Source organism: Novosphingobium sp. KACC 22771, from assembly GCF_028736195.1.
Taxonomy (GTDB): Bacteria; Pseudomonadota; Alphaproteobacteria; order Sphingomonadales; family Sphingomonadaceae; genus Novosphingobium.
This window is the reverse complement of record NZ_CP117882.1, coordinates 817,965-832,459: the sequence shown is the minus strand read 5'-3', so window position 1 is coordinate 832,459 and position 14,495 is coordinate 817,965. Positions and strand designations below refer to the sequence as shown.

At 59.7% G+C, this 14,495-nt stretch carries 12 protein-coding genes; 6 read left to right on the top strand and 6 right to left on the bottom strand.

The genetic code is table 11. The features are described 5' to 3' along the window. The first annotated feature begins 4 nt into the window (after window positions 1-4). Window positions 5-991, top strand: coding sequence for an acyl-CoA dehydrogenase family protein (locus PQ467_RS20595; RefSeq protein ID WP_274176351.1), 987 nt, complete (start codon window positions 5-7; stop codon window positions 989-991). Window positions 992-1,089: 98 nt separating this feature from the next. Here the strand turns inward: PQ467_RS20595 and PQ467_RS20590 are convergent, their stop codons facing one another. After that, window positions 1,090-3,024 (bottom strand): flavin-containing monooxygenase, encoded by a 1,935-nt coding sequence (locus tag PQ467_RS20590; protein WP_274176350.1) that lies wholly within the window; start codon window positions 3,022-3,024, stop codon window positions 1,090-1,092. A gap of 506 nt (window positions 3,025-3,530) precedes the next feature. Here PQ467_RS20590 and PQ467_RS20585 point away from each other — a divergent pair. Beyond that, window positions 3,531-5,993: a TonB-dependent receptor gene (locus PQ467_RS20585; protein WP_274176349.1), complete on the top strand. Its 2,463-nt coding sequence runs from the start codon at window positions 3,531-3,533 to the stop codon at window positions 5,991-5,993. Between the two features lie 117 nt (window positions 5,994-6,110). On the opposite strand, the gene PQ467_RS20580 is transcribed toward PQ467_RS20585, so the two are convergent. Genes PQ467_RS20580 through PQ467_RS20570 form a run of 3 tightly spaced genes read right to left on the bottom strand, consistent with a single transcriptional unit; the run spans window position 6,111 to window position 8,157 of the window. Continuing rightward, window positions 6,111-6,869, bottom strand: a complete 759-nt coding sequence (locus PQ467_RS20580) for an SDR family NAD(P)-dependent oxidoreductase (protein WP_274176348.1) — start codon at window positions 6,867-6,869, stop codon at window positions 6,111-6,113. Next, window positions 6,866-7,726 carry an SDR family NAD(P)-dependent oxidoreductase gene (locus PQ467_RS20575; RefSeq protein ID WP_274176347.1) on the bottom strand — a complete coding sequence of 287 codons (861 nt, stop codon included), beginning with the start codon at window positions 7,724-7,726 and terminating at the stop codon, window positions 6,866-6,868. Before PQ467_RS20575 ends, PQ467_RS20580 begins: the two co-directional genes overlap by 4 nt. A 17-nt stretch (window positions 7,727-7,743) precedes the next feature. Beyond that, on the bottom strand, window positions 7,744-8,157 hold the full coding sequence (locus tag PQ467_RS20570; protein WP_274176346.1) for a steroid Delta-isomerase: 414 nt from the start codon (window positions 8,155-8,157) through the stop codon (window positions 7,744-7,746). Window positions 8,158-8,355: 198 nt separating this feature from the next. Here PQ467_RS20570 and PQ467_RS20565 point away from each other — a divergent pair, with 198 nt between their 5' ends. Both PQ467_RS20565 and PQ467_RS20560 read left to right on the top strand, forming a co-directional pair. Further along, complete coding sequence (locus PQ467_RS20565) at window positions 8,356-9,579, top strand: NADH:flavin oxidoreductase (protein WP_274176345.1); 1,224 nt, start codon at window positions 8,356-8,358, stop codon at window positions 9,577-9,579. 30 nt (window positions 9,580-9,609) lie between these two features. Beyond that, entirely contained in the window at window positions 9,610-10,017 is a 408-nt protein-coding gene (locus PQ467_RS20560; protein WP_274176344.1) for a VOC family protein, read from the top strand. 15 nt (window positions 10,018-10,032) lie between these two features. Here PQ467_RS20560 and PQ467_RS20555 read toward each other — a convergent pair whose 3' ends face one another. Beyond that, window positions 10,033-10,710, bottom strand: coding sequence for a TetR/AcrR family transcriptional regulator (locus PQ467_RS20555; protein ID WP_274176343.1), 678 nt, complete (start codon window positions 10,708-10,710; stop codon window positions 10,033-10,035). Between the two features lie 229 nt (window positions 10,711-10,939). On the opposite strand from PQ467_RS20555, the gene PQ467_RS20550 reads away from it, so the two are divergent. Beyond that, complete coding sequence (locus PQ467_RS20550) at window positions 10,940-12,820, top strand: flavin-containing monooxygenase (protein WP_274176342.1); 1,881 nt, start codon at window positions 10,940-10,942, stop codon at window positions 12,818-12,820. 46 nt (window positions 12,821-12,866) lie between these two features. Here the strand turns inward: PQ467_RS20550 and PQ467_RS20545 are convergent, their stop codons facing one another. After that, on the bottom strand, window positions 12,867-13,565 hold the full coding sequence (locus PQ467_RS20545; RefSeq protein WP_274176341.1) for an aspartate/glutamate racemase family protein: 699 nt from the start codon (window positions 13,563-13,565) through the stop codon (window positions 12,867-12,869). A gap of 102 nt (window positions 13,566-13,667) precedes the next feature. Here PQ467_RS20545 and PQ467_RS20540 point away from each other — a divergent pair, with 102 nt between their 5' ends. Next, window positions 13,668-14,468 (top strand): SDR family NAD(P)-dependent oxidoreductase, encoded by an 801-nt coding sequence (locus tag PQ467_RS20540; RefSeq protein ID WP_274176340.1) that lies wholly within the window; start codon window positions 13,668-13,670, stop codon window positions 14,466-14,468. Window positions 14,469-14,495: the final 27 nt, after the last annotated feature.

Sequence of the window (14,495 nt, the reverse complement as noted above, 5' to 3'; positions counted from 1 at the left end):
GACCATGGAAACGAATGAATTTCTCGATCCGTTTGACCGGATGCTTGCTGATCTATGCACCCCTGCCTCCGTCCGCGCGGTTGAGGCCGGTGGTGATGCGGATGCCATGTGGAAAGTGCTGGAGGAATCCGGCTTTCTCGACGCTTTGGTGAGCGAGGAGGCAGGCGGTGTTGGTCTTGAACTGGCGCAGGTCGGGCCGTTGCTGGCGGCAGTGGGGCGCCATGCCGTGCCTTTGCCAGTGGGCGAAACGATGCTGGCGCGGGCCTTGCTGGCCGGGGCCGGTGTGGCATGCCCGCGCGGCCCGATTGTTTTGGCAAGCGATCTTGGCGGGCGCAGCGCGGCGGTGCCCTGCGGGCGTGTGGCAAGGCATGTGTTGATTGAAAGCGAGGGCAGGCTGGTGCTGGCGGCGGCAGGCGCGCTAACCATCGAGCCGACCGGGGTGGCCCATGATCTGGGCGCGGTCTTTGCTTGGAATGGCGCGCTGGTGGGCCAGAGCATGGAGGCTCCGGAGGGCGGCCTGCTTGCTCTGGGGGCGGCCTTGCGTGCCTGTCTCATCGCCGGTGCGTCCGAGCGCCTGCTCGACATGACCATCGCCTATGCCAATGAACGCGTGCAGTTCGGTAAGCCGATCGGCCGCCAGCAGGCCTTGCAGCAGAACCTGGCGGTGATGGCCGAGCAGGTGGTTGCAACGCGCCTTGTCGCGCAGACGGTTTGCGCCTTTGGTTTGCCGGTCAATCCGCTGGCCGTGGCGATGGCCAAGCAGGTGGCGGGAAGCTTCGCCGCGCCGGTCGCCAACACTGCACATGCCATTCACGGCGCAATCGGGATCAGCGAGGAATATGACCTGCAATTGCTCTCGCGGCGCTTGCACAGCTGGCGATTGGCTGACGGTGCCGAGGGCTTGTGGGCGCAAAAGCTGGGCGCGGCGCGGCTGAATGATCCGCGTTCGTCCATCGATTTCCTGCGCGATCTTGCGCCCGGCCTGCGTTAAGTCATGAAAAAAGACGGCGCCAGACGGGTGGATGTCTGGCGCCGCTGAATGAATGGAAGGGCGTGGCGGATCGGCCTACTGACCCGCCCGGCATTCCATCACTTATGCAGGGTATAGGTGCCTTCCTGCGGCGCGCGCGTTTCGTTGAAGAAATCGACAAGGCGCCAGGGCCAGGACAGGAAGATGCGCCCCTTGGAATTGTTGTAGTAACTGTTGGCGCCCGGATGCGACCAGATCATATCGGGCATACGCTCCTCTACCTTGCGGTTCCACGCATCGAAGGCATCCTGCTTCACCTCGAACGCCTTGGCATCGGCCTCGACAATCCGGTCGAGCGCCTCGATGATCCAGTTGATCTGGCATTCCGAAATGAGGTTCTGCCCGGCGGCATGATTGGGCGCGCTGTTGGGGCCTACTGTCCAGAACAGGTTGGGGAAGCCGGGCATCACCATGCCCAGATAGGAACGCGGATCCTCCTCGCCCCATTCCTCGCCCAGATCACGGCCATCGATGCCCTTGATGGTCAGGTTGCCGATCATCTTCGAAACGTTGAAGCCGGTCGCGCAGATGATGACATCAGCGTCATACACCGTGCCATCGCCCGCTTCCACGTCATGCGGATGAATGCGCTTCACGCCCGACGTTTCCAGCATCACATTGTCGCGGGCGAGAGCATCATACCATCCGTTGTCAAGAATGATGCGCTTCGAGAAAATCGGAAAATCCGGCGTCAGTTTCTCGATCAGATCGGGGCGGTCCGCGAACTTCTGCTGCATATAGTACAACGCATATTGGCGCGTGGCCTCGTTGCCTGCGGAAACCGCCAGCGGATTGCCCGCATAGGCGGGGTCTTGCAGCACATTGGCGAAGAGGCCGTCTGCCGCAGCCCAATAGACCTTGAAGCGGAACCATTCCTTGAAGGTGGGAATATGGGCCAATGCCCATTTCATCCCGTCTTCCACCGCATGGGCGATTTCGGGGTTGTAGAGCACCCAGTGCTTCGAACGCTGGAAGATGGTCAGGCTGGCCACGTCCGGCGCAATCGCACCCACCAACTGGGCCGCGCTGGCGCCCGTGCCGATCACGGCCACGCGCTTGCCTTTGAGGTCGAGGTCGGTGGGATAATTGGCGGTATGCACCACCGGTCCTGCAAAGCTGTCGAGCCCTTCAATATCGGGAAACTTGTAGCGGTTGACCGGACCGTGGCCATTGATCACCGCATTGACCACCAGATCCTCGGTGCTCCCGTCGCGGTTGCGCACCGTGACGGTCCATAGACCCGTGGCCTTGTCGTAGACCAGTGTTTCGACTGCGGTGTTGAATCGGATGTTGCGGCGCAGGTCATATTTGTTCGCCACTTCAACCAGATAGCGCTGCATATCGGCGCCCTGCGGATGGTAATGGCTCCAGTCAGGCCAGATTTCCCAGCTGAAGCTGTAAAAGTGGCTGGGCGTATCGACGCCCACGCCCGGATAGCGGTTTTCGTACCAGGTGCCGCCCACTTCGGGATTTTTCTCGATAACAATGTGGTCGTAGCCGGCTTCTGTCAATTTGGTCGAAGCGGCCATGCCGGTGAGCCCCGCGCCGATCACCAGCACCTTGAAGCCGGCAGGGGCAGGCTTGCGCGTGGTGATCTGCGAACGGTCGATCCACGGTTTGAAGCCGCATTGATCGTAGACCAGTTCCACAAATTCGTCGGCCACCGGCTCACCCACGGCCACCGACATGATGCGCTGCACCAGCGCATCGGACGGCGGCGTGGCGCTCAAGCCTTCGCCCGTGGTCAGCAGGCGATGCAGCCTTGTGCGCAATTCGTTGGCCAGATCATCGGGAATATGCGTGGGCGGATTGGAATACGCGGGGCGAATGCAGGGGGCGAAGCGCTCCAGAAATTCTGCATCGCCGGAAAGCTGGACATAGCTTGCCAGTAGGGTGGGCAGGTTGGCCTGCGCCAGGGCAGTGGCCAGTTCCGGCGAATCATCAAGCAGCAAAGTGTCGCGAATCGCCACATCGGCCAAGGAAGTCAGGGCCACAAAATTCTCCCGTCGATTATTGTTAGTGAACACTCACATAATTTTTCGACGTGTTCAAGAGCTTTCCCGGCCATGCGGGCGCCAAAATGTGGTGTCTGTACAACATAATTCGAACGGACGCGTTCAATCTGATAATTTGGCATTGCAGGTGCGTTGACGTGAAGGCTGACGATTGGTAAGTGTAAACTAACTTAAATCAAAGTTGACCCTGTAAACAGGGCGCTGACGGGAGTTGGAAATGATGCGGAAAGTGGCGGGATGGGGCTGTGGCTCCATTCGGGCGCGTTGGTCGCTCTGTAAAACCCGGGGCCAAGGCGCCCAGCCGGATCATTCAGGATGCGAACTCGCGCTCATCAGGCAAAGGGCCTGCGGGAGGATTGGCATTTCCCGCAGATAAGTAAAAAATCATGTCCGCGCTTGAGGGGCGATAACCTGTTTCGGCCCAACAAGGCGCAGGGACCGCGCATTCATAAAGATACCAAAAGCAATTGAGAGGGAGGATTGCAATGAATTGGACTGCGATTTCGCGTTCGGCCATGTTTTTCTGCAGCGTATCCATGCTGGCTTTGCCGGTTTTTGCCCATGCGGCCGAGGCTGAACCGGCTGCCGAACCTGCCAGTCCATCGGAAATTATCGTGACGGCCACGCGTTCTGCCCAGCGCTTGCAGGATGTGGCCATGGCCGTGACCGTGGCCACGAGCGAGCAGCTCGCCAACTATAAAATCTTCGATGTGAAGGACGTGCAGCAATTGGCGCCCGGCCTGCAGATCACCAATAATGACGGCCGCAGCAACACCACCTCCCTTCGCGGCATCACCTTCAATCCGGATGCGGGCACTGCGCCTGCGGTTCAGGTCTATTTCAACGAAATCCCCACCGACGCGCAGACCGTTTTCACCGCGATGTATGACGTGAAGCAGATCGAAGTGCTGCGTGGTCCTCAGGGGCTTTTGCGTGGCTTGTCTGCCCCGGCCGGTTCCATCACCATCGCCACCGCACGCCCCTCGTTCGACGTGATCGAGGGTTCGGCCCAGGCAACCTACACCTCGCGCGATGGCTATAACGTGCAAACGGCGGTATCCCTGCCATTTTCCGACACTTTCGCGATCCGCGTGGCCGGGCTCGTGGATGGCAACCGGCTTAATCAGGTCGTTGATGTCAACCGCAATGGCGAACGGTCGCGCAGCCGGACGGAAAGCGCCCGCATCACTTTGGGGTGGAAGCCGTCCTCGACCTTTTCCGCCTATCTGACCTATCAGTACCTGCAGGCGGACAACAAGATGTTCCGTCAGGTGATCGGCAGCGGCAATACTCCCTATAATGTTTATGGCACCGTGGCGGTCGCGCCCGGTGTCAACATTCCTTACCCTTACGCAGGCGTGAACATTCCCGACACGTCGGCACGGTCGGGTCCGGCCTTGGGCATTGGGGATTACGGCGCGGTTCAGGAAGGGGTATTCCGCAATCAGAACACCAGCCATATCGTCAATCTGGCTGCGGATTGGGATCTTGGCTGGGGGACGCTGTCATTCGTCGGCGCGCACCAGTTTTCCAAGCTCGACATCGCGCGAGATCTGGATGCGGGCAATGCCCTGCCCGGCTATCAGCAATATTCGAACGTTGTCACCCCTTACAAGGTCGATACGGCCGAATTGCGTCTGCGTTCGAACAACAAGGAAGGCTTCGGCTGGGGCGTCGGCGCGTTCTATGTGAAGCAGACCGGCACGACCACCGTGCATCAGGATGCAACTCAGTTCTGGTATCAGACGGCGCCCACAACGCAGGTCAATCTGCCCTATGCCGCCATCGGCGTTCCGGCACCTGGCTTCACGCCCTTCACCCTGCCCAACACCTTGGGCATCGACACTTTCGTCAACGTGCCGGTGGATACCGAGACGCTTTCGTTCAACGGCAATCTGAGCTACAAGAGCGGGCCGTTCAAGATTGAGGGCGGGCTGCGCTATTCCCAGCTGCGGACGTTCCAAACGACCCAATTGACGCTGTCAGGGGCTACCAATTCGGGGCCGACTGAAATCATTCCGGCCAATCTTCAGAAAAATAATCATAATCCCATCACCGGCGGCGTGACCGTCGATTATGCGATCATGCCGACGATGAATGCCTATTTCGCCTTTGGCCATTCCTATCGTTCCGGAAGCACGGGGGTTTCGACGCCCGCCGGAATCTCGCAGGACCTGCTCCAGACGCGGCCTGAAAAGACGGACTCTTTCGAACTGGGCTTGAAGGGATCCGCGCTTGAGCGTCGCATCAATTATTCTATCGCGGCATTCTATCAGAAGTTTGACGGCTATATCTCGCGCTTCTCGGGCATTTACTGGCAATCGCCGACCAATGTACCGACCAGTGGGTTCTTTGACTTTAACTATAACGGCAATGCCGAGATCAAGGGCGTTGAAGTTACTCTGGATGCCAAGCCCACAAAGAACTGGGATCTCGGGCTGAGTGGGTCCTATAACAGGGCGCGCTACAAGAACGCGTTGCTGCCTTGCAATGACTTTGCCGGAACAGGCACGCCCAATGGCAATGGAGCGCCGACCGTACAAGGGGCGGGCAATGTGAGCTATTGCCGCAGCAATGGCCGTCTTGGCGCCATTCCCGATTTCCAGATGAACATCTCGACCGAAATTCGTTTCCCGATGGAAAAGGTCACGCCTTATGTGCGTGCCCTGATGAACTATCAGCCGTCGTATTTTGCCGAACAGGACAATTTCAACTATCGCGACCGCGAGAACGTGAACCTGTTCGCCGGTTTCCGCACCAATGACGGGCGGTGGACGCTTGATGTGTTTGCCCGCAACCTGCTCAACCAGAAGCGCATCACCTCGGCGTCATCCTCGCTGGCGTCGAACAACGCCTTGCTGGCAGGCGGCGTTTTCCAGTCGGGCTATCGCCTGGTCAACGTGACCAATCCTCGCGAATTCGGTGTGACGTTGCTGACGAAGTTCTGATTATCATCCGAACTTTCGAGGATGGGTTGAAAAGGAAAGGGGGCTGTTCCGCAGCCCCCTTTTCGATTGTCCGGATTACATATTGTGCCCGCGCGATCGGTCCCGCGTTCGATGGTTTCAGCCGCGAGGCATGATGACCTGCGCAGCGGCAAAGCCGCCGTCGACAGGGATATTCGCGCCCGTGACGAAAGAGGCCGCGTCCGACAGCAGGAAGGTGATTACGGCGGCCACCTCTTCAGGCTGGCCCGGTCGGCCCATCAGATGCATATCGACAAAGGCATGTCGCATGGGGCTGTCTTCCTTGAGCATATGAGTGATGGGTGTTTCGATGAAGCCGGGGCTTACGCTGTTGACGCGAATGCCGCTGGCGGCATAGTCCGCCGCCAAACATCGGGTCAGTTGCAAAACCCCGCCTTTGCTGACGTTGTAGGGCATGTTATGCGCGCCGCCGGTCATGCCATAGATGCTGGCGAGGGTGACGATCGAACCCTTCCCCGCCGCCTGCATCGCGGGCAGCACGGCGCGCGCAGCCAGCATGGTGCCGGTCAGATTAACGGCCAGCGCCTTGTTCCATTCGTCCAGATCGACGTCGAGAGCAGCGCCGCCGACAGAAATGCCCGCGCTCGTCACCAGTCCGTCTATCCGCCCAAAGCGATCAAGGGCGGCCTGAACGCAGGCATCCATCCGGGCGGGATCGGTCACATCGAGTTCGAGTGCCAAACCGGCATTGCCCAGATTGCCGACCGTCTGGCGGTCGGCGGCGGCAACCTGTCCGCCGCCCGCAATCACCGCATCGACGGTCGCCCGCCCAATGCCCGAAGCTGCCCCGGTGACAAAAACCACCTTGCCGGTAAAATCGGGGGGCACGGAAGTCATGCCTCCATGCCGAGCAGCTGTTTGACCTGATCGGCCAGAACCGGCGCCTGACGGCTCTGGAAAAAGCCGATGCGCCCGCCCAAAATCTGATCGGTCATCTCGGGTTGGGTATCGACCCAGAACTCGCGCGCGGCCATCTTGTCCATGATGATGCGGCAGCCTTCGGTCAGATCCATGCCATAGGCGGCCATCATGTCATGCATCGCCTTGCGGTAGGCGGCGGCGCTATCGGGCTCGCCCTTGCCCTGATCAGCATTGAAGATGCCGGTTTTCAGCATGCCCGGAATGATCGAGCAGACGTTGATCGGGGCTTTCTTCACCTGCATTTCCAGATAAAGGCACTCGCTGAGCGACTGAACGGCATGTTTGGTGACGATATAGGCGGCCTGCGTCGGCATCTGGCCGAATCCGCCCACCGACGAGAGGTTGGCCACCCAGCATTCCTCGCCGCTTGCCAACATGCGCGGCACAAAGGCCCGCACCCCATGCACCACGCCATGCAGGTTGATGTTGAGTGTGGCTTCCCAGCGCGCGGTGGGAATTTCCCAGGAAAAACCCAGTGTTTCGATACCTGCATTGTTGACCAGCAGGCGCACGCTGCCGTGGCGGTCAAACACGGTTTCGGCGAGGCGGTCGAGTTCATCGGGCTGGGACACATCAACGACGAGCGCCTCGGCCTTGGCGCCTGCGGCATTGATCTGGGCGGCCACGGCTTCGGCCGCAGGGCCGTTGATGTCGGTTACCACCACAGTCATGCCCAGTTCGCCGGCGCGGCGTGCAAGGCCTGCGCCAATGCCCGAACCGGCGCCGGTGATGACGGCGGTGCCGCCTGCGAAAGGATTTGCTTGATCGGTCATCATTCTCTCCGGAAAGTTCAGGTTGTGACGGGTTCGATGTCCTGCGGCCCCCAATAAGCGCGCAGGCTGGTAATCAGTCCTTTGGCGTTGAAGCGGCAGACATCGAGGGAATGGATGCGCAGGCGCGGCGAATCCGGTGGTGTAAACTCGACATAAAAGGCCAGCGCCGCCTCATCGGCATGTGATCCGCGCGGCGGGCCGATGGGCGTGATCCTTGCGTCAAATGCCACCGAAGCGGCAAACCAGGCCGCAATGTCCGCGCCGGATTTGGGGGGAGAACCGACGGGGTCCTCAATCACCGCATCAGGTGCAAAAAGAGCGACCAGACCGGGCGCATCGCCGGCGTTGGTACGCTCGACATAGGCCTGCAAAGCGGCCTTCATCACTTCTTGCGTCGGGCCTTTGATGAACTGGGGGTCAACCTGCCGCATTGTTGCCTCTCTCCGACGAGATGCGCAATTAGGCCGTGGTTTTGGTTGCGACCTATCGCTGTCATTTGTGCATTTCGCTTTGGAATGCGTAGCAAGGAACGTGTGGGCTTGGCAATCGACAAGTTAGTGTTCACTATCAAACGCAGATGGCCTCCACCGAATCATACGGAAGCAGGGTGCCAGAATGAGGACCTGAAAGTGACCGATCCGTTTTCCCCCTTGCAATTGGGGCCGATCACCATGCCCAATCGCTTCATTCGTTCGGGCGCAAACGAGATGATGGCGCATGACTGCATGCCCACGCGATCGCTGCTTGAATTCCATCGGAGGTTGGCGGCGGGCGGGGTGGGGATGACCACTCTTGCTTACATCGCCGTGTCGCGCGACGGGCGCACCTTTGAATCCCAAGGTGTGATGTCGCGTGACTCGATGCCTCATTACCGGGCCGTCACCGATGCCGCCCATGCCGAGGGAGGGCGCATTTCGGCCCAGATTACCCACGCCGGAAGCTTCGTTCAGCACAAGCAGTTGTCCACCCGCCGCGCCATGTCGGCCAGCGGTGGGCTGGACCAATTGGGCGCGATGATGGGGCGCTTTTTCCAGCATGAGATGACCACCGCCGATATGGCGCAGGTGCGCGATGAATTTGTCGCAGCGGCGAAGCTGGCGCGCGAGGCGGGTTTCGATGCGGTCGAGATTCATATGGGTCACGGTTATCTGCTCAACCAGTTCATCTCGCCTCTCTCTAATCGCCGCAAGGATGCTTATGGCGGCACTGCCGAAAATCGCGTGCGTTTCCCCGCTGAAGTAGCCGCTGCGGTCAAGGAGGCGGTGGGGGCGGATATGGCGGTTCTGGCCAAAATCAATCTTTACGACAGCGCGCGCGGCGGCGCCACCGTTGAAGATGCGGTGATCACGGCCAAGGTGCTGGAGGCCGCAGGGGTGGACATGCTGGTGCTGTCAGGCGGGCGGAATATCGAGTCGCCCTGGGCGATCTTCAACAGCCCTTTGCCGCTGGATGATATGCAGGCGTTGCAGCCCGGCCTCAAATCGCGGTTGCAATTCGCCATGCTCAAGGCCCTGACTCCCAGATCGCTGCGCTTTTCGGAATACTATTTTCTGGATGCGGCGCGTCAGGTGCGCGCGGCGGTGCGTTGCGGGCTGGGTTATGTCGGCGGCGTGATCTCGGCCCCGGCGGCGCGGAAGATCGTGGAGGAAGGCTTTGATGCGGTGGTTCTGGCGCGCGCGCTGGTCCATGATCCAGCGCTCATCAACCGTTTCCGCGAGGATCCGCAGTATCGCTCTGCCTGCGATGCCTGCAACCGCTGTGTGGCCGCCATGTACACGCCGTCCGGCACCCATTGCCCGAAGACCGGCAATGCCCTGCGCGCCGAATGGAACAGAATTCCCGCCGGCGCCTGAGCCGGTCTCTTTTGACGGATGGATGACCCTATGACTGATACGCTTGTTGCCGGCATTTTTGTAAAACTGATCGTCGCTGATGAAGTGGCCATGGCCGAATTTTACCAGAAGACTTATGGCATGAAGGAAGTGACCAAGGTGCAAGGCGACAGCGCCGGCAATGGCGAAGCCTTCCGCGAAGTGATCCTGAGCGCTGACGGCCAGATGAACGGCCAGTCGCTTGTGCTGTTCAACTTTGTCAACCGTCCCAAGCCGCGCGACCAACAGTCGATTCTCGGCATGATCGTGACCGATATGGAACAGCTTAAGGAGCGGATTGTGGCCAATGGGGGCAAGCTCGTGGGCCCCACGCGTGACATGGTGGAATATGGTGTCCGCGTGCAATTTGCTGAAGACCCTGAAGGTGCGCTGATCGAAAACGTCCAGATGCTGGGCTGAGCGGATAGGCTGTGATCATCCGGTACCAAGGTGCCGGGTGATTGCCTCTTCGGTAAACCCCAGCCCCCGGCAGCAAAAGCGCAGGGCTGAGAGGACCAGCGCATCCTGATTTGAGCCATAGGGCTGATGCGCGGCCGGCAGGGCGCAGATCGTGCTCATAACCGTTCCAATATGCTCGACAAACATGGACGTGTCTGCCGGATCGAGAATTTCGCCATGAAGATCTCCGGCCTCCTTTGCCTGTTTTAGCGCTTCCAGGATCGAACGTCCTGTCATGCGCAACGCGCGGCGATAGACGAGACTGGCATAAGAGCCGTCGCCGGCCAGACTGAGCATGATGAGCCGAAACTGGCTGATCATGCGCTCTTCCCTTTGTGCCACCACGATCTCGAAATAGCGCTTGAGTGTGGCAATTAATCCCGCCGTACCTTGCTCTGTCGACATCAGAACGGCGTGGTTTTCGTTTTGCTCGCGAATCGTCTGGCGCAAAACGGCACGGTAAAGAGCCGCCTTCGATGAGAAATGGCGATAGACCATGGCTTCGGAGACACCCGCACCCTTGGCGATTTCCGAGGTTTTGCCGTGCTCAAAACCATTGCGCAGGAACACACCGCGCGCGGCCTCAAGGATCAGTGCTTTGCGCTGATATCCGCTAAGCCTCTGTTTTAATGCAACTGTTCTGTTTTTATGCATGAGTTGGCCGATGCCGATCCTCCACTTTTACAAGGCTGCGCCAGATCTTGATCGAAGTCAATTTCCTCAATCACATGTAAGTACATACTTACATGTGAAGAATGGCTGCTGATCCAGATATTGCCTATCTTTAACAACAATTTGAATGTGGAGAGTATGCATGAATGCCCCCGGTCCGAAGCCTGCCAAAGCAACCCTGACCTCTGATTGCAAGCTGCCGATTACCGATATGGCGTCTCTGAAGGGGGCCCTGAAAGATGCCAATATTCCCACTCTGTTGATGGTCTATACCACCTATTCGCATGACCGTGCCTATCTCGACCGTTTTGCGCCCCATCTGCGCGGTATTTACACCGCAGAGGGGCCCTCGGACGTACCCGAGGATCTTGCCGATGACCTGCGTGAAAAACTGTTCGCCCTGCTGACCAGTCCGACGCCGCCGGTCGAAAAGCCGATTGAGGCTGACTTGCTGCGCCATATGATGGGCGTCAGCGTGGGTGAGGAGGTGCCTGAGGATCAGGTGCCGGTGTTGTATGACCAGATGGGTTTCGAGCGCGCGGTCCCGCGCAAGGACATTCCGGGCCGCAAGGACCCCGCCGGTTTCAAGGTGCTTGTCATCGGCGGCGGCATGACAGGCATTGCCGCCGGGGTGAAACTGGCCGAAGCGGGCTATGACTACACCATCATCGAGAAGAACCCGCAATTGGGCGGCACCTGGCTGGAAAACAGGTACCCCGGCGTTGGCCTTGATACGCCAAGCCACTTTTATTCCTACTCCTTCGAGCTCAATCCCGACTGGTCCACCTATCACCCCAAGGGGGCCGAAATTCAGGATTATCTGCTCTCGGTTGCCGACAAATACGGCATTCGCGGTCATGTTCAGTTCGAAACGAAGGTGGTCGAATGCCGTTGGGATGATGCGAAGAGTATCTGGCATATCACGCTGGAAAAGGCGGATGGCACGCGCAAGGTGGAGGATGCCAACGCGGTGCTCCTGGCCCATGGTGTGCTCAATCGCTGGTCGATGCCCAATATCCCGGGGCTGGACAGGTTCAAGGGCCCCAAGATGCACTCGGCAGGCTGGGACCCGTCAGTGGATGTGACGGGAAAGCGCGTGGCACTGATCGGCACGGGCGCAAGTGCGGCGCAGCTCGGACCCGCGATCTCCGACAAGGTCAAGAGCCTCACGGTATTCCAGCGCTCGCGACACTGGGTGCTTAACAATCCGGATATCAACGTTCACGTGAATGACAATATTCGCTTCGCGCTGAAACATATCCCGCACTACAAGGAGTGGTTCCGCTTCCGCGTCTATTGGTTCACCGGCGATGGCCTTTATGGCAACGTCAAGATGGACGAAAACCATCCGACACCCGACATCTCGATCTCGGCGCAGAACCACGCGGTGCGTGACTATGCGCTGTGGTATATCCATGAAAAGCTGAAGGATCGTCCGGATTTGCTGGGTAAGATGATTCCCGACTATCCCATTTTCGGCAAGCGTATCGTGCTCGATGCCGATGGTGGCTGGCTCGACATGCTGCTCAAACCCAATGTCACGCTGGACACCGATGGCATTGACCACATCGAGGAAAATGCCGTCGTCACAAAGGGCGGCAAGCGTTACGAGGTCGATATTCTGGCGCTGGCCACCGGCTTTGATCTGGCTCCGCCGCTGGGGCCCTTGCAGGTGTTTGGCCGTGGGGGCTGCGACCTTCAGGCCGCCTGGGGCCATGACGAGGCCCGCTCCTATCTCGGCATCATGGCTCCGGCCTATCCCAACTTCTTTATGACGCTTGGGCCCAATTCTGCTCCCAACCACGCGGCCGGGGTGAACATGGTGCTCGAGGCCCAGATCCACTACATCATCGAGGCGCTCGACAAGGTGGTGGCCGCCGGAGGCAAGGCGATCGAGCCGACGGTCGATGCCTATCTGGCATGGAACAGGAAGGTCGAGGACCAGATGAAGCATATGATCTGGTCGCACCCAAAGGCCAAGAGCTATTATCTCAGCAGCACCGGGCGCAACTATGTCTCCTGTCCCTTCCGCTTGTCTGAATATTGGAGCTGGACGCGTCGGCCTGACGAGGAGGCATTGGTGATTTCCTAGGTCACGCCGCATCAGCGCTGCGGCTAACCTGCCGCGCTGATGCGCTTCAGCCTGCGATGAGCCGTTTCAGCTTTGCAGCAGCCATATGAGGGGTGGTCAGCACCGGTTCCCGGCGGGCGTCGCGCACGAGAGGGGCGGCCCGCGCCATCGAGAACTGTCCGATCACCACCACATCGACCGGCGGAAGGCGCATGGCCGCTGCCGCAATCAAGGCATCATGGCGCTCCGGGGCGCCATTCTGCAAGGCATCCAGCGCACCATCGGCCACTTCACTGACAATGGCAGGGCAGGGCAGACCTAGTTCGGTTGCGATTTCCGCCAGTTCAGCGGTGAGCGGCGCCAGCGATCCGGCAAACGACAGCAGCAGGCCGACACGCCCATTGGCTCCTTTGGCTTTCGTGCAGGCGAGCGCCTCCTCAAAGGCCGCCTCGTTAGGGGACAGCACGGGGATGGGCAGCGCTGCCTTGACACGGTTGATCGCAGGGCGAAAGGCAGAGCATGTGAAGAGAATGCCGCGCGTGGGGTTCAACTCGTCGCCGGTGGCGGCGGCATAGCGGCCCAGCGTCATGAACCGCTGATAGATGCCCGGCGTGATCAATCCCAGCATGGCCAGATCGGCGGCCAGCGAGTCATCAATCACATTATGCACCTGCGCGGCGGGCCACACCTCGGCCATGGCGGCCATGGCCGGAGGCGGCGATTGGGCCAGCGCGCTGATCATCGCAATGCGGGTCTTTTGGGTCATAATCTTTCGGTTCCAGGGCTTTTGGATATTGATTTTGCGTTTCCTTCTTGCTCCTGCATTACGCAAATGCAAGCAGGTGCGCGAAGATATCGGGAGCAAGAGATGTTGAGACTGGATGGGCGCGTGGCGATCGTGACGGGTTGCGGGACATTCGCGCCGGGCTGGGGCAATGGCAAGGCGATCGCCACCTTGCTCGCACGTCAGGGCGCAACGGTTTATGGGGTCGATCTGACGCGGGAAGCGGCGGAGGAAACCGCGAAGATCGTTGAGGGTGAGGGCAACCGCATGCATATCGCGGCCTGCGATGTGACGCGCGATGATCAGGTGGCCGCCATGATCGACGATTGCATGGCGCGTTTTGGCCGGATCGATATTCTCGTCAACAATGTCGGTCGCTCGGAACCGGGTGATCCAGTGACGATGGACGCAGACATCTGGCGGGCCCAGCTTGAACTCAATTTGACCTCTGCCTTTCTGACGACCAAATGCGCGATGCCCATGATGGCGCAAAATGGCGGCGGGGCGGTGGTCAATGTGTCCTCGGTTGCGGGGCAACGCTGGGTCGGCAAGGATCAGGTGGCCTACGCCTCGGCCAAGGCAGGGCTGATCCAGTTCACCAAGGTCACGGCGGTCAATTGGGCGGCGCGGGGCGTGCGCCTCAATTGCGTTGTGCCCGGCCTGATCCATACGCCTCTGGTGCGCCGATTGGCCGAGCGTTATGGCAATGGCGAGTATGACGCCATGGTGGCCAAGCGCAATGCGCAGGTCCCGATGGGGCGGATGGGTGATGCTTGGGACGTCGCCCATGCCGCGCTGTTTCTCGCCTCGGATGAAGCGCGCTATATCACCGGAACCGAGATTGTCGTTGATGGCGGACTGACGGCTTTCACCGGCTTCGCCTGACGGAGATGTTGTGTTTTGCGGGCAGTC